This window comes from Pseudomonas sp. FW306-02-D09B (genome assembly GCF_058782685.1).
On record NZ_JBYSXY010000002.1, the window covers coordinates 241,207 to 266,083 of the forward strand.

The 24,877-nt window shown below is 59.3% G+C and carries 23 protein-coding genes and 3 pseudogenes; 24 read left to right on the forward strand and 2 right to left on the reverse strand.

What is annotated here, in order from left to right; genetic code table 11:
• Window positions 1-240 precede the first annotated feature (240 nt).
• The 22 genes and pseudogenes from rnr to AC3WK5_RS05435 all read left to right on the forward strand — a co-directional run bounded on the left by rnr (window position 241) and on the right by AC3WK5_RS05435 (window position 21,859).
• Entirely contained in the window at window positions 241-2,871 is a 2,631-nt protein-coding gene (rnr, locus tag AC3WK5_RS05330; protein WP_019691512.1) for a ribonuclease R, read from the forward strand.
• Entirely contained in the window at window positions 2,868-3,635 is a 768-nt protein-coding gene (rlmB, locus tag AC3WK5_RS05335) for a 23S rRNA (guanosine(2251)-2'-O)-methyltransferase RlmB (RefSeq protein WP_054595361.1), read from the forward strand. Before rnr ends, rlmB begins: the two co-directional genes overlap by 4 nt.
• A 226-nt stretch (window positions 3,636-3,861) precedes the next feature.
• Window positions 3,862-4,284: a 30S ribosomal protein S6 gene (gene rpsF / locus AC3WK5_RS05340; protein ID WP_054595362.1), complete on the forward strand. Its 423-nt coding sequence runs from the start codon at window positions 3,862-3,864 to the stop codon at window positions 4,282-4,284.
• A gap of 28 nt (window positions 4,285-4,312) precedes the next feature.
• Window positions 4,313-4,543 (forward strand): 30S ribosomal protein S18, encoded by a 231-nt coding sequence (gene rpsR, locus AC3WK5_RS05345; RefSeq protein ID WP_002551829.1) that lies wholly within the window; start codon window positions 4,313-4,315, stop codon window positions 4,541-4,543.
• Window positions 4,544-4,579: 36 nt separating this feature from the next.
• Window positions 4,580-5,473 (forward strand): YybS family protein, encoded by an 894-nt coding sequence (locus AC3WK5_RS05350; RefSeq protein ID WP_103316302.1) that lies wholly within the window; start codon window positions 4,580-4,582, stop codon window positions 5,471-5,473.
• Between the two features lie 19 nt (window positions 5,474-5,492).
• Complete coding sequence (gene rplI / locus AC3WK5_RS05355) at window positions 5,493-5,939, forward strand: 50S ribosomal protein L9 (protein ID WP_008157007.1); 447 nt, start codon at window positions 5,493-5,495, stop codon at window positions 5,937-5,939.
• A gap of 137 nt (window positions 5,940-6,076) precedes the next feature.
• Window positions 6,077-7,474, forward strand: coding sequence for a replicative DNA helicase (dnaB, locus tag AC3WK5_RS05360; protein WP_019691515.1), 1,398 nt, complete (start codon window positions 6,077-6,079; stop codon window positions 7,472-7,474).
• Between the two features lie 266 nt (window positions 7,475-7,740).
• The gene (locus AC3WK5_RS05365; protein WP_090176228.1) at window positions 7,741-10,044 is read left to right on the forward strand and encodes a YgiQ family radical SAM protein; all 2,304 of its coding nucleotides are present in this window, start codon (window positions 7,741-7,743) and stop codon (window positions 10,042-10,044) included.
• Between the two features lie 202 nt (window positions 10,045-10,246).
• The gene (gene ssp4 / locus AC3WK5_RS05370) at window positions 10,247-11,173 is read left to right on the forward strand and encodes an Ssp4 family T6SS effector (RefSeq protein ID WP_103316301.1); all 927 of its coding nucleotides are present in this window, start codon (window positions 10,247-10,249) and stop codon (window positions 11,171-11,173) included.
• Complete coding sequence (locus AC3WK5_RS05375) at window positions 11,173-11,610, forward strand: hypothetical protein (RefSeq protein WP_103316300.1); 438 nt, start codon at window positions 11,173-11,175, stop codon at window positions 11,608-11,610. Before ssp4 ends, AC3WK5_RS05375 begins: the two co-directional genes overlap by 1 nt.
• 174 nt (window positions 11,611-11,784) lie before the next feature.
• A pseudogene (locus AC3WK5_RS05380) lies at window positions 11,785-11,913 on the forward strand (NAD synthetase); the annotation flags it as partial.
• Window positions 11,910-12,365 (forward strand): hypothetical protein, encoded by a 456-nt coding sequence (locus tag AC3WK5_RS05385; protein WP_177474837.1) that lies wholly within the window; start codon window positions 11,910-11,912, stop codon window positions 12,363-12,365. The pseudogene AC3WK5_RS05380 and the gene AC3WK5_RS05385, both read left to right, overlap by 4 nt.
• Window positions 12,362-12,811, forward strand: coding sequence for a hypothetical protein (locus AC3WK5_RS05390; RefSeq protein WP_103316298.1), 450 nt, complete (start codon window positions 12,362-12,364; stop codon window positions 12,809-12,811). The genes AC3WK5_RS05385 and AC3WK5_RS05390 overlap by 4 nt, the downstream gene beginning before the upstream one ends.
• A 9-nt stretch (window positions 12,812-12,820) precedes the next feature.
• A complete protein-coding gene (locus AC3WK5_RS05395) occupies window positions 12,821-12,979 on the forward strand; it encodes a hypothetical protein (RefSeq protein WP_256585177.1) in 159 nt (52 codons plus the stop codon).
• A 277-nt stretch (window positions 12,980-13,256) separates the two neighbouring features.
• Window positions 13,257-13,490: pseudogene (locus tag AC3WK5_RS05400) on the forward strand (NAD synthetase); the annotation flags it as partial.
• Complete coding sequence (locus tag AC3WK5_RS05405) at window positions 13,487-13,939, forward strand: hypothetical protein (RefSeq protein ID WP_103316297.1); 453 nt, start codon at window positions 13,487-13,489, stop codon at window positions 13,937-13,939. The pseudogene AC3WK5_RS05400 and the gene AC3WK5_RS05405, both read left to right, overlap by 4 nt.
• A 191-nt stretch (window positions 13,940-14,130) precedes the next feature.
• A pseudogene (locus AC3WK5_RS05410) lies at window positions 14,131-14,259 on the forward strand (NAD synthetase); the annotation flags it as partial.
• Window positions 14,256-14,468, forward strand: coding sequence for a hypothetical protein (locus AC3WK5_RS05415; protein WP_177474835.1), 213 nt, complete (start codon window positions 14,256-14,258; stop codon window positions 14,466-14,468). The pseudogene AC3WK5_RS05410 and the gene AC3WK5_RS05415, both read left to right, overlap by 4 nt.
• Window position 14,469: 1 nt before the next feature.
• A complete protein-coding gene (locus AC3WK5_RS05420) occupies window positions 14,470-14,919 on the forward strand; it encodes a hypothetical protein (protein WP_103316295.1) in 450 nt (149 codons plus the stop codon).
• A gap of 187 nt (window positions 14,920-15,106) precedes the next feature.
• Window positions 15,107-18,382, forward strand: coding sequence for a transglutaminase family protein (locus AC3WK5_RS05425; protein ID WP_103316294.1), 3,276 nt, complete (start codon window positions 15,107-15,109; stop codon window positions 18,380-18,382).
• 88 nt (window positions 18,383-18,470) lie between these two features.
• Window positions 18,471-20,957: a circularly permuted type 2 ATP-grasp protein gene (locus AC3WK5_RS05430; RefSeq protein WP_103316293.1), complete on the forward strand. Its 2,487-nt coding sequence runs from the start codon at window positions 18,471-18,473 to the stop codon at window positions 20,955-20,957.
• On the forward strand, window positions 20,957-21,859 hold the full coding sequence (locus AC3WK5_RS05435) for a transglutaminase family protein (RefSeq protein WP_103316292.1): 903 nt from the start codon (window positions 20,957-20,959) through the stop codon (window positions 21,857-21,859). Before AC3WK5_RS05430 ends, AC3WK5_RS05435 begins: the two co-directional genes overlap by 1 nt.
• 293 nt (window positions 21,860-22,152) lie before the next feature.
• On the opposite strand, the gene AC3WK5_RS05440 is transcribed toward AC3WK5_RS05435, so the two are convergent.
• Together AC3WK5_RS05440 and AC3WK5_RS05445 are read right to left on the reverse strand one after the other, a co-directional pair.
• The gene (locus tag AC3WK5_RS05440; RefSeq protein WP_054595375.1) at window positions 22,153-22,344 is read right to left on the reverse strand and encodes a hypothetical protein; all 192 of its coding nucleotides are present in this window, start codon (window positions 22,342-22,344) and stop codon (window positions 22,153-22,155) included.
• A 68-nt stretch (window positions 22,345-22,412) separates the two neighbouring features.
• Complete coding sequence (locus tag AC3WK5_RS05445; protein WP_054595376.1) at window positions 22,413-23,000, reverse strand: cytokinin riboside 5'-monophosphate phosphoribohydrolase; 588 nt, start codon at window positions 22,998-23,000, stop codon at window positions 22,413-22,415.
• A gap of 342 nt (window positions 23,001-23,342) precedes the next feature.
• Here AC3WK5_RS05445 and azu point away from each other — a divergent pair, with 342 nt between their 5' ends.
• Both azu and AC3WK5_RS05455 read left to right on the forward strand, forming a co-directional pair.
• A complete protein-coding gene (gene azu / locus AC3WK5_RS05450) occupies window positions 23,343-23,789 on the forward strand; it encodes an azurin (protein WP_103316291.1) in 447 nt (148 codons plus the stop codon).
• A gap of 223 nt (window positions 23,790-24,012) precedes the next feature.
• Window positions 24,013-24,877 (forward strand): hypothetical protein (locus tag AC3WK5_RS05455; RefSeq protein ID WP_492574141.1); only part of this gene is annotated, 865 nt, incomplete at its 3' end.

The window sequence follows — 24,877 nt, forward strand, 5'->3', positions numbered from 1 at the left end:
TTTCACCATCTGGGCAGTATCGAGATGCGTCTGCGTCGTCGATGGCGCGCACTATACGGAGCGTCCTTTTAACTGTAAACCCCTGAACTCAAAAAAACCTGGAAAATTTTACGAGCGGTGCTTGATGCTGTCTTTCCAGGCGGAGGAAGAGCCTTTTAGGGCCTCCAGGAGCCTGAAATTTCCCGTTTCATTACGCCTATGCCAAACTAACCCGCATATAGACAAGGTGAAAACTCTCTAATGGCCGATTGGCAGTCCCTCGATCCCGAGGCCGCTCGTGAAGCGGAAAAATATGAAAACCCTATTCCTAGCCGCGAACTGATCCTTCAGCACCTTGCTGATCGGGGTTCGCCTGCTAACCGCGAGCAACTGGTCGAAGAGTTTGGTCTGACCACAGAAGACCAGATCGAAGCCCTGCGCCGCCGCCTGCGCGCCATGGAGCGCGATGCTCAGCTTATTTACACTCGTCGCGGCACTTACGCGCCGGTAGACAAGCTCGACCTGATCCTGGGCCGTATCAGCGGTCACCGTGACGGCTTCGGCTTCCTGATCCCGGACGACGGCAGTGACGACCTGTTCATGAGCCCGGCGCAAATGCGTCTGGTGTTTGACGGCGACCGTGCGCTGGCACGGGTTTCCGGTCTGGACCGTCGTGGTCGCCGCGAAGGCGTGATCGTCGAAGTGGTCTCGCGTGCTCACGAGAGCATCGTCGGTCGTTACTTCGAAGAAGGCGGCATCGGCTTTGTGGTGGCCGACAACCCGAAGATCCAGCAGGAAGTGCTGGTCACCCCGGGTCGTAACGCCAACGCCAATATCGGCCAATTCGTTGAAGTGAAGATCACGCACTGGCCAACCCCGCGCTTCCAGCCGCAAGGCGATGTGGTGGAAGTGGTCGGTAACTACATGGCGCCGGGCATGGAGATCGATATTGCCCTGCGGACCTACGACATTCCTCACGTCTGGCCTGAAGCGGTGCTCAAAGAAGCCGCCAAGCTCAAGCCGGAAGTCGAAGAGAAAGACAAAGAGAAGCGCATCGACCTGCGTCATCTGCCGTTCGTTACCATCGACGGCGAAGATGCTCGCGACTTCGATGACGCGGTCTACTGCGAAGCGAAACCGGGCAAGCTGCGGCTGTTCTCCGGTGGCTGGAAGTTGTACGTGGCGATTGCCGACGTTTCCAGCTACGTGAAGATCGGTTCGGCGCTGGATGCCGAGTCCCAGGTTCGCGGCAACTCGGTGTACTTCCCCGAGCGTGTAGTGCCGATGCTGCCTGAGCAGTTGTCCAACGGCCTGTGCTCGCTGAACCCGCATGTCGATCGCCTGGCCATGGTTTGCGAGATGACCATCTCCAAATCCGGCGAGATGACTGACTACTGTTTCTACGAGGCAGTGATTCACTCCCACGCCCGCCTGACCTACAACAAGGTCAGCGCGATGCTGGAACAACCGAAAACCACCGAGGCTCGTCAGCTTCGTGGCGAATACACCGACGTGGTGCCGCACCTCAAGCAGCTCTACTCGCTGTACAAGGTGTTGCTGGCAGCCCGTCACGTGCGTGGCGCGATCGATTTCGAAACGCAGGAAACCCGAATCATCTTCGGTTCCGAGCGCAAGATTGCCGAAATCCGTCCGACTGTGCGCAACGACGCGCACAAGTTAATCGAGGAATGCATGCTGGCGGCCAACGTGGCTACCGCCGAGTTCCTGAAAAAACACGAAATCCCTGCGCTCTACCGGGTTCACGATGGTCCGCCACCGGAGCGTCTGGAAAAACTCCGCGCCTTCCTCGGCGAGCTTGGCCTGTCCCTGCACAAAGGCAAGGACGGCCCGTCGCCGAAGGATTACCAGGCGTTGCTGGCCGGGATCAAGGATCGTCCGGATTTCCACCTGATCCAGACCGTCATGCTGCGCTCGTTGAGCCAGGCGGTGTACAGCGCCGATAACCAGGGCCACTTCGGCCTGAATTACGAAGCCTATACCCACTTCACCTCGCCGATTCGCCGTTATCCGGACTTGCTCACGCACCGGGCGATTCGCAGTGTCATCCACTCCAAGCAAGACACGCCACACGTGCGTCGTGCCGGGGCGATGACCATTCCGAAAGCGCGCATCTATCCGTACGACGAGGCGGCGCTGGAGCAGCTCGGCGAGCAGTGCTCGATGAGCGAGCGCCGTGCCGACGAAGCGACCCGCGATGTGGTGAACTGGCTCAAGTGCGAGTTCATGAAAGATCGCGTGGGCGAGTCGTTCCCGGGTGTGATCACCGCGGTGACCGGTTTTGGCCTGTTCGTCGAGCTGACCGATATCTACGTCGAAGGTCTGGTCCACGTGACCGCTTTGCCGGGCGACTACTACCACTTCGACCCTGTGCATCACCGCCTGGCCGGTGAGCGTACCGGTCGCAGCTTCCGCCTCGGCGATACCGTTGAAGTGCGCGTGATGCGGGTTGACCTGGACGAGCGCAAGATCGACTTCGAGATGGCTGAAAAAACCATCAGCGCGCCGATTGGCCGCAAGAAGCGTGGTGCAGAAACCTCGGCGCCTGCCGCCAAGACGGCTGCTGAGCCGGCACCGGCCAAAACCGGTCGTCGTGGTCCGGCGAAGGAAAAAGCGGTCGAAGCCTATCGCCCGAGCGATGCCGCGGCGAAAAACGCCGAAGTACGTAAAAGTCGTGAAATGAAACAGGCGTTGCTGGCCGAAGCGAAGAGCGGCGGTAAAGCGGCGTCTGGGGGAAAGACCGGGCGGTCGGCGCCTGAAAAGGCCTCCGGCGGCAAGCCAGCCAAACCAAGTAAACACCGTAAAGGCCCGCCAAAAGCGGGCTCGGCTCCAGCCAAAAGCGGCGGGGCGCGTAAACCTAAGGCCAAGTCATGAGTCAGTTGGAAAAAATCTACGGCGTGCATGCCGTAGAAGCGTTGTTGCGTCACCACCCGAAACGCGTCAAGCAGATCTGGCTGGCCGAAGGCCGCAGTGATCCGCGCGTTCAGACGCTGATCGAACTGGCCAGCGAAAACCGCGTTGCGGTCGGCCAGGCCGAGCGTCGTGAGCTGGATGCCTGGGTTGAAGGCGTGCACCAGGGCGTGGTGGCAGAGGTAAGTCCAAGCCAGGTCTGGGGCGAGGCAATGCTCGACGAGCTGCTCGACCGTACCGAAGGTGCGCCGCTGCTGCTGGTGCTCGACGGCGTAACCGACCCGCACAATCTCGGTGCTTGCCTGCGTTCTGCCGACGCGGCGGGTGCCTTGGCGGTGATCGTTCCGAAAGACAAGTCAGCCACCCTGACTCCGACTGTGCGTAAAGTCGCCTGTGGTGCCGCGGAAGTGATTCCGTTGGTGGCCGTGACCAACTTGGCGCGCACCCTGGAAAAGCTCAAGCAGCGTGGCTTGTGGGTTGTCGGCACGGCGGGGGAGGCTGAGCAGGATCTGTATCAGCAAGACCTGACCGGCCCGACCATCCTGATCATGGGCGCAGAAGGTAGCGGAATGCGTCGCCTGACGCGTGATCTTTGCGACTATCTGGTGCGTTTGCCAATGGCCGGCAGCGTCAGCAGCCTCAACGTTTCCGTGGCTACCGGCGTGTGCCTGTTCGAAGCCCTGCGCCAGCGTGGCGTCAAAGCCGCCGCGACCGCCAAGAAGTCCTGAGCCAGGTGCAATGATCATTCCCACGCTCTGCGTGGGAATGATCATGCTGTGGTGATTGTTCAAATAATCACCAATTGCCTTGCGCCGCTTCTGTCCCTTCTCTACAATTGCGCCCCTTGCTGTGACGGCAGGCACGCATGTGTCCATCGCCGGCAAGTCCATAAGTGTCATTCACTCCTTGTCTGACCGCTTTTGAGCGGCAGGCTACAACCCGTAAGGAGCATTCATGCGTCATTACGAAATCATCTTTTTGGTCCACCCGGATCAAAGCGAGCAAGTCGGCGGCATGGTTGAGCGTTACACCAAGCTGATCGAAGAAGACGGCGGCAAAATCCACCGTCTGGAAGATTGGGGCCGTCGTCAACTGGCCTACGCAATCAACAATGTTCACAAGGCTCACTACGTGATGCTGAACGTTGAGTGCACTGGCAAGGCCCTGGCCGAGCTGGAAGACAACTTCCGCTACAACGATGCAGTGATCCGTAACCTGGTCATCCGTCGCGAAGAAGCCGTTACCGGCCAATCCGAGATGCTCAAGGCTGAAGAAAACCGCAGTGAGCGCCGTGAGCGTCGCGACCGTCCTGAGCACGAAGGCGCTGAAAGCGTTGACAGTGATGACAGCGACAACAGCGATAACGCTGACGAGTAATCCACGGACCTTTTGAGGAGCCTATTACATGGCACGTTTCTTCCGTCGTCGTAAATTCTGCCGCTTCACCGCTGAAGACGTGAAAGAGATCGATTACAAAGATCTCAACACTCTGAAAGCTTACGTATCCGAGACCGGCAAAATCGTTCCAAGCCGCATCACCGGTACCAAAGCTCGTTATCAGCGTCAGCTGGCCACCGCTATCAAGCGCGCCCGCTTCCTGGCCCTGCTGGCCTACACCGACAGCCACGGCCGCTGAGACCGGGCAGTCGACACGTAGCAAAGGATTGAATGCATGCGCGCCATAGCTGAGTTCATCATGCGCGGTCGTATGCAGGCCACTCTCGTAGTGGCTGGATGCGCGGCATTGCCGTTGTTGTACTGGTTGGGTGCTGCCGCAGGGAGCCTTGTGCTACTGCGGCGCGGATTGAAGGACGCCCTGGGCGTTCTTGCTCTGGGAATACTGCCGGCATTGATCTGGTGGCTGTATTCCGATGATCCACGCGCACTCATGGTGTTGCTGGGGTCTTCGGGCCTTGCGTTGGTTTTGCGCGCAAGTGAATCCTGGAACCGCGTGCTGCTGGTCAGCATAGCGATGGGATTGGTGTTTTCAGTGGTGCTGGGTGCGGCTTACCGCCCTCAGATCGAGATGCTGTCGCAGGAACTGGTAAAGATCCTGCCGCTGGCCCTCGGTGACCTCTACCAGCAATTGTCGGTAGAGGAGCGAGCACGTCTCGCCGCCCTGATTGCCCCGGTCCTGACCGGCCTGATAGCGGCCTTGTTGCAAATCGTCAGTGTGCTGAGCCTGATTGTTGGGCGCTACTGGCAGGCGTTGTTGTACAACCCCGGTGGTTTTGGTCGCGAGTTTCGCGCCATCCGAATCCCGCTGGGGCCGGCGATGTTGCTGCTGGCGTGCATGCTTCTGGGGCCGAACTTCGGTCCCCAGCTGGCCATGTTGACGCCGTTGTGCAGCGTACCGCTGGTGTTCGCCGGGCTGGCCCTGATTCATGGGCTGGTGGCTGAAAAGCGACTGGCCAGGTTTTGGCTGGTGGGGTTGTACGTAACGCTGTTGCTGTTTATGCAGCTGATCTATCCGTTGCTGGTGGTCCTGGCCATTGTCGACAGCCTGATTGATTTTCGCGGTCGATTGACGCCGAAAGACGTCGATAGCGCGAACGGTGAAGGTTAAAAGTTAAGAGGATTTTCACATGCAACTGATCCTTCTGGAAAAAGTCACCAACCTGGGCAACCTGGGTGACAAAGTGAACGTTAAGGCTGGTTACGGTCGTAACTACCTGCTGCCTTACGGCAAAGCTACCGCTGCGACCGCTGCCAACCTGGCTGCGTTCGAAGAGCGTCGCGCTGAGCTGGAAAAAGCCGCAGCAGACCGTAAAACTTCGGCTGAAAACCGCGCTGCCCAACTGGCTGAGCTGGAAGTGACTATCACTGCCACCGCCGGTGACGAAGGCAAGCTGTTCGGTTCGATCGGTACCCACGACATCGCTGATGCACTGACCGCCTCTGGCGTTGAAGTTGCAAAAAGCGAAGTTCGTCTGCCGAACGGCACCATCCGCAACGTAGGCGAATTCGACGTAGCCGTGCACCTGCACGCTGAAGTTGAAGCCACCGTACGCGTTGTCGTGGTAGCAGCTTAAGAAGTACTTGTCGGCTGGCACCCTTGGGTGCTTGCCGGTAACATCGGGCACGATCCTGTTTACAGGTCGTGCCCTTTGTCTTTCTGCAGTTCCTGATTTTTTACAACCCCTGCTTTTCCTAAAGAACCCAAGTGGCCATGAACGATATCTCCGCTCCTGAGCAATACGATCTGCAAACCGCCGCGCTGAAAGTGCCGCCGCATTCCATCGAGGCCGAACAGGCCGTGCTCGGTGGTCTGATGCTGGACAACAACGCCTGGGAGCGCGTGCTTGATCAGGTCTCGGACGGTGATTTCTATCGACATGACCACCGCCTGATCTTCCGTGCGATCGCCAAGCTGGCCGATCAGAACTCGCCGATCGACGTCGTGACCCTTGCCGAGCAATTGGACAAGGAAGGTCAGACCTCGCAAGTCGGCGGTCTCGGTTATCTGGGCGAACTGGCAAAAAACACGCCGTCGGTCGCCAACATCAAGGCCTATGCCCAGATCGTTCGTGAGCGAGCGACCTTGCGCCAACTGATCGGCATCAGCACCGAAATCGCCGACAGCGCCTTCAACCCGGAAGGCCGCACCGCCGCCGAGATTCTCGACGAAGCCGAACGGCAGATCTTCCAGATCGCCGAAGCGCGCCCGAAAACCGGTGGCCCGGTAAGCGTCAATGACCTGTTGACCAAGGCCATCGACCGCATCGACACCTTGTTCAACACCGACAACGCCATCACCGGCCTGTCGACCGGTTACACCGACCTCGACGAGAAGACCAGCGGCCTGCAACCGTCTGACCTGATCATCGTCGCCGGCCGTCCATCGATGGGTAAAACCACCTTTGCGATGAACCTGGTGGAGAACGCCGTGTTGCGCAGCGAGAAGGCGGTACTGGTTTATTCGCTCGAGATGCCAGGCGAATCGCTGATCATGCGTATGTTGTCTTCGCTGGGTCGGATCGACCAGACCAAGGTCCGGGCCGGTCGCCTGGAAGATGACGATTGGCCGCGCCTGACCTCGGCGGTCAACCTGCTCAACGATCGCAAGCTGTTCATCGACGATACGGCTGGTATCAGTCCGTCGGAAATGCGTGCGCGGACCCGTCGTCTGGTGCGCGAACACGGTGAGATCGGTCTGATCATGATCGACTACCTGCAACTGATGCAGATCCCGGGTTCCAGCGGTGACAACCGGACCAACGAGATTTCCGAAATCTCCCGTTCCTTGAAAGCCCTGGCCAAGGAATTCAACTGCCCGGTAGTGGCGCTGTCCCAGCTCAACCGTTCCCTCGAACAGCGGCCGAACAAGCGGCCAGTGAACTCCGACTTGCGGGAATCCGGAGCGATCGAGCAGGACGCCGACGTCATCATGTTCGTGTACCGGGACGAGGTGTATCACCCGGAGACCGAGCATAAAGGCATCGCCGAGATCATCATCGGTAAACAGCGGAACGGCCCGATCGGCTTTATCCGCCTGGCCTTCATCGGCAAATACACCCGATTCGAAAACCTCGCGCCGGGCAGCTATAACTTCGACGATGATGAGTAACTGAGCAGGGACTTTGTGGCGAGGGAGCTCGCTCCCGTTCGGCTGCGCAGCAGTCGTAAATTCTGAATTTGCGGTATCACGGATAAACTATGGGGGCCGCTTCGCTGTCCAGCGGGAGCAAGCTCCCTCGCCACAAGAGCGGTGTCATGCCTCAGGAGCTTGTTGCGAATCCGGCTCTGCAATTTCCGACCATAGCCGTCGGAATTGGTTAATTTTTGTGCTATATTCCGCGCCCGCGATTTTTCATCTCAACACCGGTCATCGTCATGCAAACAGCCAAGCCGTTATTTGACTATCCCAAGTACTGGGCCGAATGTTTCGGTCCAGCGCCATTCCTGCCAATGAGCAGGGAGGAGATGGATCAGCTTGGCTGGGATTCCTGCGACATCATCATCGTCACCGGTGATGCGTACGTTGACCACCCGTCGTTTGGCATGGCAATCATCGGCCGGCTGCTGGAGTCCCAGGGCTTTCGCGTCGGGATCATTGCCCAGCCAAACTGGCAGTCCAAAGACGACTTCATGAAGCTCGGCGAGCCGAACCTGTTTTTCGGTGTCGCGGCCGGCAACATGGACTCGATGATCAACCGCTACACCGCCGACAAGAAAATCCGTTCCGATGACGCCTACACCCCTGGTGGCCTGGCGGGCAAACGTCCGGATCGCGCCAGCCTGGTTTACAGCCAGCGCTGCAAGGAAGCCTACAAGAACGTGCCGATCGTTCTCGGTGGCATCGAGGCTTCCCTGCGCCGCATCGCGCACTACGATTACTGGCAGGACCGGGTGCGCAACTCGATCCTGATCGACGCCTGCGCCGACATCCTCCTGTACGGCAACGCCGAGCGGGCGATCGTCGAAGTTGCCCAGCGCCTGTCCTACGGTCACAAGATCGAAGACATCACCGACGTGCGCGGTACCGCATTCATTCGTCGTGATACGCCGCAAGGCTGGTACGAAGTCGACTCCACGCGCATCGACCGTCCGGGCAAGATCGACAAGATCATCAACCCGTACGTCAACACCCAGGACACCCAGGCCTGCGCTATCGAGCAGGAAAAGGGACCGGTTGAAGATCCGGAAGAAGCCAAGGTCGTGCAGATTCTGGCAAGCCCGCGGATGACCCGCGACAAGACCGTGATCCGTCTGCCATCGGTAGAAAAGGTTCGTGGTGACGCCGTTCTGTACGCCCACGCCAACCGCGTGCTGCACCTGGAAACCAACCCGGGCAACGCCCGCGCGCTGGTACAGAAGCACGGCGAAGTCGACGTCTGGTTCAACCCACCGCCGATTCCGATGACCACTGAAGAAATGGACTACGTGTTCGGCATGCCTTACGCACGTGTTCCGCACCCGGCGTATGGCAAGGAGAAGATCCCGGCCTACGACATGATCCGTTTCTCGGTGAACATCATGCGCGGCTGCTTCGGCGGCTGTACTTTCTGCTCGATTACCGAGCACGAAGGCCGGATCATCCAGAACCGCTCCGAAGAGTCGATCATTCGCGAGATCGAAGAGATCCGCGACAAAGTGCCAGGCTTTACCGGCGTGATCTCCGACCTCGGCGGCCCGACCGCGAACATGTACCGCATCGCTTGCAAGAGCCCGGAAATCGAATCCGCGTGCCGCAAGCCGTCATGCGTGTTCCCCGGCATTTGCCCGAACCTCAACACCGACCACTCGTCGCTGATCCAGCTGTATCGCAGCGCCCGTGCCTTGCCGGGTGTGAAGAAGATCCTGATCGCCTCCGGCCTGCGTTACGACCTTGCGGTCGAGTCGCCGGAATACGTCAAGGAACTGGTGACCCACCACGTCGGCGGCTACCTGAAGATCGCCCCGGAACATACCGAGGAAGGTCCGCTCAACCAGATGATGAAGCCGGGCATCGGCAGCTATGACAAGTTCAAGCGGATGTTCGAGAAGTACTCCAAGGAGGCCGGGAAAGAGCAGTACCTGATTCCGTACTTCATCGCCGCCCACCCCGGCACCACCGACGAAGACATGATGAACCTGGCCTTGTGGCTCAAGGGCAACGGTTTCCGTGCGGACCAGGTGCAGGCGTTCTACCCGTCGCCGATGGCCACCGCCACCGCCATGTATCATTCGGGCAAGAACCCGTTGCGCAAGGTCACTTACAAGAGTGACGCGGTGACCATCGTCAAGAGCGAAGAGCAGCGTCGTCTGCACAAGGCGTTCTTGCGTTACCACGATCCGAAAGGCTGGCCGATGTTGCGTGAAGCATTGACCCGCATGGGCCGCGCCGACCTGATCGGGCCGGGCAAGAACCAGCTGATCCCGCTGCACCAGCCGGCCACCGACAGTTACCAGAGCGCCCGTCGCAAGAACTCGACGCCAGCCGGTAGCCATAAAGTGGCTGGGGAAAAGACCACCAAGATCCTCACGCAACACACCGGCTTGCCGCCGCGTGCCAGCGATGGCGGTAACCCGTGGGACAAGCGTGAGCAGGCCAAGGCCGCGGCGTTCGCCCGCAACCAACAGGCCGCGAAGGAACGCAAGGACGCCGCCAAAGGCAAAGGGCCAAAGCCTGCGCGCAAGCCAGTCGTGCCGCGTTGATCGCAGCCTAGCGAGCAAAACGCCAGCCTCGTGCTGGCGTTTTGCTTTGTAGGCGCTGGAGAACTTGTTTGTTAAGGTGGCGCCCATTAATTGCCATCGCAGGCAAGCCAGCTCCCACAGGGGAATGCATTCCAGATGTGGGAGCCGGGCTTGCCCGCGATGAGGCCGGCATGGCCACTCTCCACTTCAAGGAAGAACACCCATGAGCAACCCCCTGCTCGGCATCGGCATGGACTCCAACCGCTCCCAGTTCATGGCGCGCCAGCGCATCGAAAGTGAACTCAACCTGCCGCGTATATTTGCTGCCATCGACGCCGATCCCAGCATCGTCGGCGCAGGGGTGGTGTATATCGACGCCGACTTCAACGTAGTTACCCTGCGTGAGTTCAAGCCGATTTGCAGTATCCAGCCCAAGCGCATCATCGTACGTGAGGCGCAGAAATACGTCGCTCCCGCACAATTCGCTGACCAAGTGGTGAATAACCCGCGAGAGTCGCGACTGATCAGCGAAGCTTTCAACACCACGTTGTCCTGTGGCGGCGCGGTCCTGGGTTGGCTGGTGATGTTAAGTGGCACCATCGCGGTGCCGTTCACCGCTGGCGCCAGTTCGGTCATCACGGTCATTGGCTATGCCAGTGCTACAGCCAGTACGGCGTCATGCCTGATGGGCGCATTTCGCACCCGCAATGAAATCGTCAACCCTGGCATGAATGACTATCTGGATAACGAAGAGTGGTACCAGGCCGCTACCAAGATCATGGACGGCGCCGCCTTGGTCGGTGTGGGCGCGTCTGCGCTGACCACGGTCAAGCTGGTCAATGTCGCCCGTGCATCCACCGGTAAAACCCTGCGCCAGGTGCTTAAAGGCCTCAATGGCCAAGAGCGAGAAAAACTGACCAAAGAACTGTTGAAAATTGCCGACCCGCAGATGTCGACCAAGATGCGCAAGCTGCTGCAACTGCGCGGTGACTTGCCCAAGCGCTTCACTCACACCCAGCTCAAGCATTCCACCATCGTACAGTTGGGCGATGCCTTCAGTGCAGGGCTGAGCGTCTGGGGCCTGGCGCGCTCGGATAACCCCAAGCAGCTCAAGACCCTGGCGATAGGCCTGTATGAGGAGTTGGAGTGATGAGTGGTGTTCCGTCGTTAAAACCGTTTTTGCTGGAACATTTCCCATCGTTCATCGGCGTGATTCTTGCGGGTTGCCTCGGTGGCTCTGGCGCAATTTCCTTAGCGGCCAGCACCTATTTCGCCGATGTGCCCATGGCTACGAATGCCACTGTGTCCTGGTTTGTGGTGATATTCGCTGCATTGTTTGTGGTCAACAGCAACTTCCTGATTGTGCGTGGGCGGGCCTGGGCCGTGTGGGGAATGGTGGCGTTTTTCGTGGTGTGCCTGCTGGTGGTATTGCCGACGCTGCAATACAGCCCGCATTGGTTTATCTACAGTGAATGTTTGTTCTGGCCACTGCTGGGCTTGTTGTTACTCAACAGCAAAGGCTATCGCTCGATGGTGCGCAAACTTGTGGAAGTACGTCGGTTGCGCCAGGCGGCCAAGGCGGGTTGATTGGGTAGATTCACCACCCACCCCTTCAAGTCTAAACATACAAGCCGGGCTTGCCCGCGATAAGGCCGGCATGGCCACTATCCACTTCAAGGACGAACACCCATGAGCAGCCCCCTGCTCGGCATCGGCATGGACTCCAACCGTTCCCGGTTCATGGCGCGCCAGCGCATCGAGAGTGAAATCAACCACGCCACTGTGACGCAAATCCGGGATTCTCTCGGTGCGGCCATTGGTATTTTCGGGAGCGCTTTGTCGGGGAACATTCGTACCGTCGCGGTAGGTTTGTATGAGGCGCTTGCATGATGGAGCGCCAAGGTTCGTTGAGCGCTTTTTTGGCTCAGTATTTCCCTACGTTCATCTGTGCATTCTTTCTCGCCTGCTTTTCCCTTTCCGCGGCCATCTCATTGGCCTCGAGTACCTATTTTCGCGGTGATCCAGAGCGTGCGCGTTATTCTTTTCTGGCGGCGGTTGGGCTGGGGCTGCTCTTGGCGTTCAGCCATTTCGTCATGATCAGAGGGCGCACTTGGGGAAGTTGGGTCATTGTCGCTTTCTACGCTGTGTGCTTTCTGACAGTCCTGCCTACCTACGGCTACCGGCCGCATATGGCGGCTTATGTAGCTGGCCTGCTGTTTCCCTTGCTCGGGATGTTGTTGCTGAATAGTCAGCGCCATCGCGAAATGCGCCGTCAACTCGTGATGATTCGCAAAAAGCGCCAGGCAGCCCTTGCCGACCGCAAGCCCCGGAAAATGAAATGAACGATTTTCCTCCATTGACGCGCTATCTCGCCCGCTACTTCCCGGTCTTCATGGGAGCGATTTTTGCCTCCGTCTTCACCCTGGTCTTTGCGGTCCCGTTGTTTTTCGAAAGCTATTTTCAGAACCTTTCCATGGCCGACAGTGCCAAGTACACCTTCCTGGGTGGCATCGCGCTCACCCTGGTCATCGTGCACTGTAATTTCATGATCGCGCGGGGGCGTCCGAATTGGGTCAGGCCGCTGGTGGCGCTATTGGCCATTTGTTTTCTCGGTGTATTGCCCGCCATCGCATATGGGCCGCACCCTCTGATTTATGCCGTGACTTTGCTGTTTCCGCTGCTGGCGCTACTGCTGCTCAACAGCAAACGCCACCGCGAAATGCGCCAGAAGCTGCTCGAAGTGCGCCATCTGCGCGAAGCCGTGATTGCCAAGCGCAACGCCTGTTGACTGGATAGATTGCCGCCGCGTGTCGGCGATGGAGGTAACCCGTGGGACAAGCGTGAGCAGGCCAAGGCCGCGGCGTTCGCCCGCAACCAACAGGCTGCGAAGGAACGCAAGGACGCCGCCAAAGGCAAAGGGCCAAACCCTGCGCGCAAGCCAGTCGTGCCGCGTTGATCGCAGCCTGGAAAACAAAACGCCAGCCTCGTGCTGGCGTTTTGCTTTGTAGGCGGTGGAGAACCTGTTTGTTAAGGTGGCGCCCATTAATTGCCATCGCAGGCAAGCCAGCTCCCACAGGGGAATGCATTCCAGATGTGGGAGCCGGGCTTGCCCGCAATGAGGCCAGCATGACCACCCTCCACTTCAAGGAAGAACACCCATGAGCAACCCCCTGCCTGGCATCGGCATGGACTCCAACCGCTCCCAGTTCATGGCGCGCCAGCGCATCGAGAATGAAATCAACAACGAACTGTTGACCATCAATGACCTCCGCCTGACATCGAAGATGCTCAAGCTCAAGCAATTGACGGGCGAGCTGCCCAAGCGTTTTACCCCGACTCAACTTAAGCACAGCACCAAGACCCAAATTAAAGATGCCTTAGGCGCAACGGCGGGCTTTGGTGGGAGTGCTTATACGGGCAACGTAAAAACCATCGCATTGGGGTTGTATGAGGAAGCCGGCGAATGAGCGAGCTGATGACGCTTCGTGATTTTTTCAGGCACTACTTCCTTACTTTTATCGGTGGTGTATTTGCGGCCTATTTTTCCTTGGGCTTCGCTACCGCGCTTTCCTTTGCGACCTATTTTCGTGATGCTCCTCTCGCTGGAGGTTTGGGCTTTTCAATCATGCTTGCCGGAGCGTTTCTGATCCTGTTAACGGTCCATAGCAATTTCATGATTTTGCGGGGGCGACCGTCTTGGGTGTGGGTAACGGTGGGTATTTACTTCGCGTGCTTTTTGTTTGTGCTTCCAATGATTCAATACAAACCCCACGCCGTTCTTTATGGCCTTGCTTTGGTATTTCCGCTGTTTGGCCTATTGATACTCAACAGTGCCGTTCAGCGAGATATGCGTATTAAGCTCGTGGAAATCCGCCATCTTCGGCAGGCATTAAAAGCCCAGCATAAAAACCGATAGGTACCGCGGCTCGTCATCTGGGTACTTTCACCACCCGCCCCTTCAAGTCTAAACATACAAGCCGGGCTTGCCCCCGATGAGGCCGGCATGACCATCCTCCACTTCAAGGAAGAACACCCATGAGCAGCCCCCTGCTCGGCATCGGCATGGACTCCAACCGCTCCCAGTTCATGGCGCGCCAGTGCATCGAGAGTGAAATCAACCACGCCACTGTGACACAAGTCCGGGATTCTCTCGGTGCGGCCATTGGTATTTTCGGGAGCGCTTTGTCGGGGAACATTCGTACCATCGCGGTAGGTTTGTATGAGGCGCTTGCATGATGGAGCGCCAAGGTTCGTTGAGCGCTTTTTTGGCTCAGTATTTCCCTACGTTCATCTGTGCATTCTTTCTTGCCTGCTTTTCCCTTTCCGCGGCCATCTCATTGGCCTCGAGTACCTATTTTCGCGGTGATCCAGAGCGTGCGCGTTATTCTTTTCTGGCGGCGGTTGGGCTGGGGTTGCCCTTGCCGACCGCAAGCCCCGGAAAATGAAATGAACGATTTTCCTCCATTGACGCGCTATCTCGCCCGCTACTTCCCGGTATTCATGGGAACAATTTTCATGGCGATTTTTTCCGGGTCGTCTGCTGTTTCCCTGGCGGGCGTGACATATTTGCGCGACGTTGATCCGGAGCTCAAATCCAGCTACTCCGGGCTTGCCATACTGGTGCTGGTTGCAGTGATAGTGTTTGGCAACGTGATGATTGCGCGCGGACGCCCGTGGGCCACTGCCCTGGTGGCGGGTTACCTGGGATGTTGCCTGCTGTTCGTATTGCCGATGATTCAGTACCACCTCCACGTGCTGGTCTATGGCTCGGCAGTGCTCTTCCCGTTATTGGGATTGTTGCTGCTCAACAGCAAACGCCACCGCGAAATGCGCCAGAAGCTGCTCGAAGTGCGCCATCTGCGCGAAGCCGTGATTGCCAAGCGCAACGCCCGTTGACTGGATAGATTCACCACCCACCCTCACACTCCCGCCACAAATATGTGCAACCCTCGCACCACGGCACCCACCTTGGCGCCGCTTTGGTGCTGTACTGCACCGGGTCTTACGATAAAGCGCAATGACCGCCGCTCTGGCATAAGTCTTGCGCGCTTTGTTTCCATGCCCTGGCTCGCAGGAGGCCGCCGTGTCGATTCATGTCGCGTTGCACCACGTTACGCATTACCGCTACGACCGCGCTGTCGAGCTCGGTCCGCAGATCGTTCGCTTGCGCCCGGCGGCCCATAGCCGTACGCGGATTCTTTCCTATGCGTTGAAAGTGTCGCCAGAGCAACACTTCATCAATTGGCAGCAAGACCCCCAGGGCAATTATCTGGCGCGGTTGGTATTTCCTGAGAAAACCACGGAGCTGCGGATCGAAGTCGATCTGCTGGCCGAGATGGCGGTGTTCAATCCGTTCGACTTCTTCCTTGAGCCCTACGCGGAAAAAATCCCCTTCGCCTATGCTGCGGATGAACAGCGTGAGCTGGCGCCGTACCTGGAAACCCTGCCGCTGACGCCGACGTTCAAGGCCTACCTTGACGGCATCGACCGCACACCGCTGCCCGCCGTGGATTTTCTGGTGGCGCTGAACCAGCGTCTGAGCGACGACATCGGCTACCTGATCCGCATGGAACCGGGCGTGCAAACTCCGGAATACACCCTGGAACACGCATCGGGTTCTTGCCGCGACTCGGCCTGGTTGCTGGTGCAATTGCTGCGCAATCTCGGATTGGCGGCGCGATTCGTTTCCGGTTACCTGATCCAGCTCACCGCTGACGTCAAAAGCCTCGACGGTCCTTCCGGCACCGAGGTCGACTTCACCGACCTGCATGCCTGGTGTGAGGTTTATCTGCCCGGCGCCGGATGGATTGGCCTAGACGCTACTTCTGGACTGTTTGCCGGCGAAGGGCATATTCCGTTGGCGTGTAGTCCTGATCCGTCCTCGGCGGCGCCGATCAGTGGCCTGGTCGAACCGTGCGCGTGTGAATTCAGCCACGAAATGTCGGTCGAGCGGATTTGGGAGGCCCCACGCGTTACCAAACCCTACACCGAAGACCAGTGGCTGGCGATCCAGGCGCTGGGCCGGCAGATCGATGCCGACCTGCAAGAGGGCGACGTGCGCCTGACCATGGGCGGCGAGCCGACGTTTGTCTCCATCGACGACCCGGACGGTGCCGAGTGGAACACCGCCGCGCTCGGGCCAGACAAGCGCCGACTGTCCGCCGAGCTGTTCCAGCGCATGCGCAAGCATTACGGACCCAAGGGCCTGGTGCACTTCGGCCAGGGCAAGTGGTACCCCGGCGAGCAACTGCCGCGTTGGTCGTTGAACTGCTACTGGCGGCGAGACGGGGTGCCGATCTGGAACAACAGCGCGCTGATTGCCGATGAGCAGCAAGACTACGGCGCCGATGGCAAGTTGGCCGGGCGTTTTCTGGCGAGTGTCGCCGAGCGATTGAAACTGCCCACGCGCTTCGTGTTTCCGGCCTACGAAGACAACCTCTACTACCTCTGGCGCGAAGGTGCGTTGCCGGTCAACGTCAGCGCTGAAGACTCACGGCTGAGCGACGAACTCGAGCGCGCGCGCCTGCACAAGGTCTTCAGCCAAGGTCTGGACAAGGTGATTGGCCAGGTACTGCCGCTGGCGCGCACGGCCAAGGGCGATCAATGGCAGAGCGGTCGCTGGTACCTGCGTGACAGTCATTGCCGACTGGTGCCGGGAGATTCACCACTGGGCTATCGCTTGCCGCTGGCTTCGCAACCGTGGGTGACGGCGGCAGAGTATCCATTCGTGCACCCGGTCGATCCGAATCAGGATTTGCCGGAGCTGCCCGACGCCGCCAGTTTGCAGGCCCACGGCGAGTCGGCCACCGTCGATGAGCGCACACCGAAAGTCGACCAGTCCGCTGATTGGCTGACCCGCACCGCACTCTGCGCCGAGGCTCGGGAAGGGCGGTTGTACCTGTTCATGCCGCCACTGGAACGCGTCGAGGATTACCTCGAACTGGTCAGCACCATCGAAGCCACCGCCGAAGAACTGCATTGCCCGGTGTTGCTGGAAGGTTATGAACCGCCGAGCGATCCACGTCTGAGCAACTTCCGCATTACTCCGGACCCCGGCGTCATCGAAGTCAACGTGCAGCCGTCCGCCAGTTGGGACGAGCTGGTGGAGCGCACCGAATTCCTCTACGAAGAGGCGCGCCAGACCCGGCTGACTACCGAGAAATTCATGATCGACGGTCGGCACACCGGCACCGGCGGCGGTAACCATTTCGTCCTCGGTGGCGCGGCGCCGGCCGACTCACCGTTTCTGCGTCGCCCGGATTTGCTGCGCAGTCTGATCAGCTACTGGCATAACCACCCGTCGCTGTCCTACCTGTTTTCCGGTCTTTTCATTGGCCCGACCTCGCAGGCTCCGCGGGTGGACGAAGCGCGCAACGATGCGTTGTACGAGCTGGAAATCGCCTTCGCGCAGATGCCGAAACCCGGCGAAGAGTGCGCGCCATGGCTGGTGGACCGCTTGCTGCGCAACCTGCTGATCGACGTCACGGGCAACACCCACCGTGCCGAGTTCTGCATCGACAAACTCTATTCGCCGGATGGTGCGACCGGGCGCCTCGGTCTGCTGGAACTGCGCGCCTTTGAAATGCCACCCCATGCGCGCATGAGCCTGGCTCAGCAATTGTTGTTGCGGGCGCTGGTGGCGCGGTTCTGGCGCGAACCGTATGCACCGGCCAAGCTGGCGCGTTGGGGCTCCGAGTTGCACGACCGTTTCCTGCTGCCGCACTTCATCGAGCAGGACTTCGCCGATGTGATCGTCGACCTTAACGCCGCCGGCTATGCGCTACGCGCCGAGTGGTTTGCCGCGCATCTGGAGTTTCGCTTTCCCAAGGTTGGCGATTACGCGGTCAGCGGCATCGAGCTGGAACTGCGTCAAGCGCTGGAGCCGTGGCATGTGCTGGGGGAGGAGGGCTCGGCCGGCGGCACGGTGCGTTATGTCGACTCGTCGCTGGAACGTTTGCAGGTCAAGCTCACAGGCCTGGCGCCGCAGCGTTATGTGCTGACCTGCAACGGCATTCCGGTACCGCTGCAACCGACCGGGCGGGTCGGCGAGTTTGTCGCCGGCGTGCGGTTTCGCGCATGGCAACCGGCGAACTGCCTGCAACCGACCATCCCGGTGCACGCGCCGCTGGTGTTCGATCTGCTCGACACCTGGATGCAACGCTCGCTGGGCGGTTGTCAGTACCACGTCGCGCATCCGGGCGGGCGCAACTATGACAGCCTGCCGGTAAACACCAATGAGGCCGAGAGCCGGCGGATGGCGCGGTTCTTCCGTCTCGGCCACAGCCCGGGAACCTTGCCGGTGCCAACGCTGACCCTTAACGACGAGCTGCCGATGACGCTTGATTTGCGACGCTTCTGAATCAGACACGACGTCCGGATTATTCGTCTATCCGGGCGTCAAAGGTCTGCGTTAATCTGACTTTTCATTGCTGGCTGCCGAGCTTTCCATGCCTGACCTGCTTGACCGTTACCCGCTTACGCCGGGCACCTATCATGAATTGCTCGACGATAGCGGTGCGGTGCGCCCGCACTGGCGACGGCTGTTCGATCAGTTGCAACGCAGCACGCCCGTGCAACTGCTGCAACGGCAAGCCTTGCTGGCACGACAGATTCAGGAAAACGGCGTCACCTACAATGTTTACGCCGACCCCAAAGGCGCTGATCGTCCATGGGAACTGGACCTGCTGCCCCATGTGATGGCGGCTGATGAGTGGCAGCAGTTGTCCGCCGGGATCGCCCAGCGTGCGCGTTTGCTCAACGCGGTACTGGCGGATCTGTATGGCCCGCAGCGCTTGATTGCCGAAGGCCTGCTGCCGGCAGAACTGGTGTTCGGTCACAACAATTTTCTCTGGCCCTGTCAGGGCATTCAGCCGCCGGACGGGGCTTTTCTGCATCTGTACGCAGTAGACTTGGCGCGCACGCCCGACGGGCGCTGGTGGGTGACGGCGGACCGGACTCAAGCGCCGTCCGGTGCTGGTTACGCGCTGGAAAACCGCACTATCGTGTCGCGGGCCTTTCCGGAGTTGTACCGCGATTTGCAGGTGCAGCATTTGGCCGGGTTCTTTCGCACCTTGAAGGAAACCCTCATGCGTCAGGCACCGAGTGCCGATGAAGTGCCGCTGGTGGTGTTGCTGACGCCGGGACGATTCAACGAGAGCTATTTCGAACACCTGTATCTGGCTCGCCAACTGGGTTATCCATTGGTTGAGGGCGGTGACCTGACCGTACGCGACGCCACGGTTTATTTGAAAACCCTCAGCGGTTTGCGTCGGGTTCACGCGATCATGCGTCGGCTCGACGATGATTTCTGCGATCCGCTGGAGTTGCGCACCGACTCGGCGCTCGGCGTGCCGGGCCTGCTTGACGCTGTTCGACAGGGGCGGGTGCTGGTGGCCAATGCCTTAGGCAGTGGTGTGCTGGAGTCGCCGGGGTTGTTGGGTTTTCTGCCGAAGATCAATCAATACCTGTTCGGCGAAGAACTGATCCTGCCGTCCATCGCCACCTGGTGGTGCGGCGAGCCTCCGGTGTTGGCGCAGGCCCTGGAAAAAATGCCTGAACTGCTGATCAAACCTGCGTTCCCTTCGCAGAGTTTTGCCTCGGTACTGGGCCGTGACTTGAGTGAAAAACAGCGCCAGGCCCTCGCTGAGCGCATGCAGGCACGGCCTTATGCCTATGTGGCGCAAGAACTGGCGCAACTGTCGCAGGCGCCGATCTGGCAAGCCGAAGACGGCCAGTTGCAGCCCCGCGCGATTGGCATGCGCGTTTACGCAGTGGCCAGTCAAGACGGCTATCGGGTGCTGCCCGGCGGCTTGACCCGGGTTGCGGCGGAACCCGATGCCGAGGTGGTGTCGATGCAGCGCGGCGGCGCAAGCAAGGACACCTGGGTGTTGGGTGAGCGAGCGCCGATCGGCGAGCAATGGAAAACCCAGCGAACCCTTGGCGTGCATGATCTGGTGCGACGTGATCCCTACCTGCCGTCGCGGGTGGTCGAAAACCTGTTCTGGTTCGGCCGCTATTGCGAGCGCTGCGACGACAGTGCGCGGCTGCTGCGGATCATGCTCACGCGTTACGTCGACGGCGACGATCCGCAAGCCTTGCAGGCCGCGGTCGATCTCGGTGAAAGCCTGTTGTTATTGCCCGACGAAGGTGAATTGCCCGAGCGATTGCTGACGGCATTGTGCGGTGACGACTGGGCCTTCAGCCTGCGCTCCAACCTGCAACGCTTGCAGTGGGCAGCCTCCCAGGTGCGCGGCAAACTCTCGCGAGAGAACTGGCAGGCGTTGGTGGAGTTGCAGCGCGATGCCATGGAGCTGGAAACCGAAGAGCCGGATTTTGGCGAGCGGCTGGATTTCCTCAATCGCCTGGTCATGTCGCTTGCGGCGCTGTCGGGCTTTGCGCTGGACGACATGACCCGTGACGAAGGCTGGCGCTTTTTGATGATCGGGCGGCGGATCGAGCGATTGCAGTTTTTTGGCAGCAGCCTGGCCGCGTTCCTGCGCGGCGCCGGGGCTTTCGATCAAGCCGGGCTGGAATGGCTGCTGGAGCTGGGCAACAGCAGCATCACCTACCGCTCCCGCTACCTGGCGGTGGCGCAATTGATTCCGGTGCTCGATGTGTTGCTGCTCGATGAGCAGAACCCTCACGGCGTATTGTTCCAGTTGAAACTGGTGACCCGGACCCTCAAACGCCTGAACGATGATTTTGGTCTGCCGCGCGATCTGGCGTTGCCTTCGTTGGTCGAGCGTCTGGCGCGATTCGATCTCGGTTGCCTGGAGAACGGGTTGTTCGGCGAAGCCAGCGTCCGCGCTGCCCTCAGTGGATTGGCGGATCTGCTGCAAGAAATCGCCGATGTCAGCAATCAGGTGTCTGATCGCCTCGCGTTGCGGCACTTCGCCCATGTCGATGATGTCAGCCAGCGCACGGTGTCCGTCTGATGAGCGCCCGTTACCAGATTCTCCACGACACCCATTATCACTACGACAGCCCGGTCTCGCTGGCCCAGCAACTCGCTCATTTGTGGCCACGGCATTGCGCCTGGCAGCGTTGCATCGATCAGCAATTGCAGATCAGCCCGGAGCCGACTTCGCGCCGCGATGAGCTGGACGTGTTTGGCAATCCGCTGACCCGGCTGGCGTTTGAAAGGCCTCACGACGAACTGCTGGTCAATGCCCGACTGACCGTCGAAGTGCTGGCCCGGCCGGTGCGCGATTTCAATCAATCGCCGGCCTGGGACATGACCCGTAGCGCGTTGACCTACAGCAGTCAGCCGATTGCTCCGCAGCTAATGGATGCGTGCCGCTATCGGTTTGAGTCGCCGTATGTGCACTTGAAGAGCAGCTTCGTCGAGTTCTCCGAAAGCTGTTTCCCGCTGGGCCGTCCATTGATGCTGGGCGTTCAGGCGTTGATGGAAAAAATCTTCAGCGAGTTCACCTTCGACGCCGAGGCGACTCAGGTCGCGACGCCACTGGTGGAAGTGCTGGAGCGTCGGCGCGGAGTCTGTCAGGACTTTGCGCACCTGATGCTCGCCTGCTTGCGTTCCCGCGGATTGGCGGCGCGTTACGTCAGTGGTTATCTGCTGACCCAGCCACCACCGGGCCAGCCCCGATTGATCGGCGCCGACGCATCCCATGCCTGGGTTTCGGTGTTCTGTCCGGTGCTGGGCTGGGTTGATTTCGACCCGACCAACAACGTGCAACCGGCGCTGGAGCACATCACCCTGGCCTGGGGCCGGGATTTCTCCGATGTCTCGCCATTGCGTGGGGTGATTCTGGGCGGCGGCAGCCATGACCCGGAAGTGCAGGTGACCGTGATGCCATTGGATGAACGCGGTTCTTGAATGCGCAGGTTTCTTGTGGCGAGGGAGCTTGCTCCCGCTCGGCGGCACAGCAGCCGTAAAATCAGCGGATGCGTTTTACCTGATACGCCGCGCTTGCAGGTTTTGGGTCCGCTGCGCGGCCCAACGGGAGCAAGCTCCCTCGCCACACAGGTTCTCAGCCGATCAATGTCGGGTGGGTTGTGCTTTGGGGATTTGTGCAAGTCGATTGTGGAGGCTGTGAGGGTCGGCAGCATGACTGCCGACCCTGGACACAGATCCGGTGGGTTTGATCAGAACATCAAACCCTGTGGGTCTCAGGCGTCGGGCGCCTGATCTTTCGGTGCTTCAACAGCGTCATCAGCAACCACTTCACCTTCTGCATCGGGGTTCAGTGCGCCGGTTTCTTCATCGGCGGCAGCTTTCTTGCGTTGCAACTTTTCCTCTTTCTTCTGCTCTTTGGCCAAGTCTCTTTGACGTTTGGCGAAGGAGTAATTAGGTTTAGCCATGGGCGATCCTCTGGGGTCGAAGGTGAGGTTGAGCGGCGCGTATTCTGCCTTTAAACCGGGGTCAAGGGTTAGCTGGGTTTTTGCCCGGCCCATTTTGGTGCTACCACCGGTTGCCAGGCATCCAGCGCATCCAGCAGATCCTGCGGCGATTCGCTCATTTGCAGCATGTCACGGTGATGCTCGCGAACGAAGCCTTCGCCGACGACATGATCAAGAAATGCAGTGAGTTTGCTGTAAAAGCCGTTCACTTCCAGCAGTCCCAGCGGTTTGCCGTGGTAACCGAGCTGGCCCCAGGTCCAGACTTCGAACAGCTCTTCAAAGGTGCCGAGGCCGCCCGGCAGAGCGATAAACGCGTCGCTCAACTCGGCCATGCGCGCCTTGCGTGCATGCATGCCGTCGACCACTTCCAGACGCGTCAGGCCGGTGTGGCCGATTTCCGAGTTCTTCAGGCTTTCGGGGATGATCCCGATCACTTCGCCACCCGCCGCCAGCGCCGCATCGGCCACGATACCCATCAAGCCGACAGCACCACCGCCATACACCAGCGTCAGCTTGCGCCGGGCCAGCGCCTGGCCGAGGGCGATCGCCGCTTGCCGATACGCCGGGTCAGTGCCGGTGCTGGCGCCGCAAAATACACAAACAGACGCTAAAGACATGCCTTACTCCATGGTCAGTGATGACCCCAGAGTAATGGCTGACCTTGGGCGTTCCAAGGGCTATTCCTCGCATCGAGGCCTTTCATCGGTGCCGCTGGCGCCACAGGCGTAGGCGGCGAGCAAACTGCACAACAGGCTATTGAAGGACATGACAGGCGCTCCAGAGTGGGATGACAAACCGATCATAGGTGCGCGCCAGAGGTCTGGCCGGTTAATTGTTTCGATCAATGTCATAGCCCGAAAGTTGTATACAATTCTTGATTCAGGTCATAGGCACTTGCAGAAATTTCAGGCAGTCTTTATGCCCTACGGATTTTGTTAACCCTGCCTTGGAGATTCACCATGTTTGCCAAACTCGTTGCGGTATCCCTGCTGACACTGGCCAGCAGCCAATTGATGGCTGCAGAGTGCAAGGTCGATGTCGACTCCACCGATCAGATGTCCTTCAACACCAAGGAAATCACCATCGACAAGAGCTGCAAGACCTTCACCGTCAACCTGACCCACTCCGGCAGCTTGCCGAAGAACGTCATGGGTCATAACTGGGTGCTGAGCAAAACCGCAGACATGGCTGGCATCACTACCGATGGCATGGCCGCCGGCATCGACAAGAACTACCTGAAAGAAGGTGACACTCGCGTCATCGCTCACACCAAAATCATCGGTGCCGGCGAGAAAGACTCGGTGACCTTCGATGTGTCGAAGCTGGCCGCTGGCGAAAGCTATCAGTTCTTCTGCTCGTTCCCGGGCCACAACTCTATGATGAAAGGTGCTGTTGTCCTGAAGTAATCAGGCAGGCCCAGCCGTCATGAAAAACGCCCCTCCGGGGCGTTTTTTCGTTTATGCGCGGGCAAAACCCGCTCAGCGCTCCGGCTATGTAATTCCTGCCGCTGGTCGGAAACCACGGCCTACCTGTTATTTCTGACAGTGGTCAGCGTCTCGGGGGCGGGTGTTAGATGGCGCCAACGCTGCCGCTCATGTTGCGGCGACACCTCTGAGAAGGAACTTGCCCATGACTGCTCAAGTTATCGCTGCCAAAACACGCACCACCGGTCCTATCCTGGACCCGCTTGAGAAGCCGAGCATCAGGCAGGCACTGAACGGCATCGATCTGGACCCGCTGGAGGTCCACAAAACCGGCCGGCTGACGGCCGAAATCAAACGGTTGTTGCAAGGGTTGCTGGAGACCGATACGTTTTCCGTCAAAGTCACGGGCGAGAGTACCGATTCGCGCGGTTCGTACGTAAGTGATACGTTGCCGTTTAGTTCGCCAGCTATCAGGACCTTGTTTCTGGAACCAAAGCTCACCGCTTTTAACCTGGGCAAAACGATCGAGGTGGAATACACCGTCAACCGCACTGGTGAAACGTCGGTAACGTCCGGCAAGCTCGAGTTGAATGTACTCGACGTTAAGCCGGAAGACCTGAAGGCAGGGGTGATTTTCGGGAAGAATGACGACGGCACCGGGCACGTGCTGGACCTGACCACCGACACTGACGACCGGACGGGGCAAGTTGATATCTGGCCGCTGATTGCCGAAGGGCAATGGTTCTGGATCAAGCTGAAGGGCAAGAACGCAGATGGCACCGATTTTGAAAAAGACCTGTACAAGGGGAAGGTCGATACGGACTGGATCACCCGTGGCTACATCGAGGTGCCAGTTTTTTACAGCGAGCTGAAGGAGTTGCTCGATGGATCGGACCTGACGCTTACGTACAAGGTTGCGTTTGATCAGGTTGATGACGAGAGCAAGGCGAACCTCTCGGAGGTGCGAAGCTATACCGTTAAGGCAGCTGCTGTGGTGAAACCCGCAATCGGCGAAGTGAAAGACTCCGACGGCACCGCGATCAGCAATCCCGATACGACCAGCAAAACGC

Bases quoted from the DNA above. Each gene is read 5' to 3' on its own strand.
- rnr (WP_019691512.1), top strand. From the start codon at position 241: ATGGCCGATTGGCAGTCCCTCGATCCCGAGGCCGCTCGTGAAGCGGAA.
- rlmB (WP_054595361.1), top strand. From the start codon at position 2,868: ATGAGTCAGTTGGAAAAAATCTACGGCGTGCATGCCGTAGAAGCGTTG.
- rpsF (WP_054595362.1), top strand. From the start codon at position 3,862: ATGCGTCATTACGAAATCATCTTTTTGGTCCACCCGGATCAAAGCGAG.
- rpsR (WP_002551829.1), top strand. From the start codon at position 4,313: ATGGCACGTTTCTTCCGTCGTCGTAAATTCTGCCGCTTCACCGCTGAA.
- AC3WK5_RS05350 (WP_103316302.1), top strand. From the start codon at position 4,580: ATGCGCGCCATAGCTGAGTTCATCATGCGCGGTCGTATGCAGGCCACT.
- rplI (WP_008157007.1), top strand. From the start codon at position 5,493: ATGCAACTGATCCTTCTGGAAAAAGTCACCAACCTGGGCAACCTGGGT.
- dnaB (WP_019691515.1), top strand. From the start codon at position 6,077: ATGAACGATATCTCCGCTCCTGAGCAATACGATCTGCAAACCGCCGCG.
- AC3WK5_RS05365 (WP_090176228.1), top strand. From the start codon at position 7,741: ATGCAAACAGCCAAGCCGTTATTTGACTATCCCAAGTACTGGGCCGAA.
- ssp4 (WP_103316301.1), top strand. From the start codon at position 10,247: ATGAGCAACCCCCTGCTCGGCATCGGCATGGACTCCAACCGCTCCCAG.
- AC3WK5_RS05375 (WP_103316300.1), top strand. From the start codon at position 11,173: ATGAGTGGTGTTCCGTCGTTAAAACCGTTTTTGCTGGAACATTTCCCA.
- AC3WK5_RS05385 (WP_177474837.1), top strand. From the start codon at position 11,910: ATGATGGAGCGCCAAGGTTCGTTGAGCGCTTTTTTGGCTCAGTATTTC.
- AC3WK5_RS05390 (WP_103316298.1), top strand. From the start codon at position 12,362: ATGAACGATTTTCCTCCATTGACGCGCTATCTCGCCCGCTACTTCCCG.
- AC3WK5_RS05405 (WP_103316297.1), top strand. From the start codon at position 13,487: ATGAGCGAGCTGATGACGCTTCGTGATTTTTTCAGGCACTACTTCCTT.
- AC3WK5_RS05415 (WP_177474835.1), top strand. From the start codon at position 14,256: ATGATGGAGCGCCAAGGTTCGTTGAGCGCTTTTTTGGCTCAGTATTTC.
- AC3WK5_RS05420 (WP_103316295.1), top strand. From the start codon at position 14,470: ATGAACGATTTTCCTCCATTGACGCGCTATCTCGCCCGCTACTTCCCG.
- AC3WK5_RS05430 (WP_103316293.1), top strand. From the start codon at position 18,471: ATGCCTGACCTGCTTGACCGTTACCCGCTTACGCCGGGCACCTATCAT.
- AC3WK5_RS05435 (WP_103316292.1), top strand. From the start codon at position 20,957: ATGAGCGCCCGTTACCAGATTCTCCACGACACCCATTATCACTACGAC.
- AC3WK5_RS05440 (WP_054595375.1), bottom strand. From the start codon at position 22,344: ATGGCTAAACCTAATTACTCCTTCGCCAAACGTCAAAGAGACTTGGCC.
- AC3WK5_RS05445 (WP_054595376.1), bottom strand. From the start codon at position 23,000: ATGTCTTTAGCGTCTGTTTGTGTATTTTGCGGCGCCAGCACCGGCACT.
- azu (WP_103316291.1), top strand. From the start codon at position 23,343: ATGTTTGCCAAACTCGTTGCGGTATCCCTGCTGACACTGGCCAGCAGC.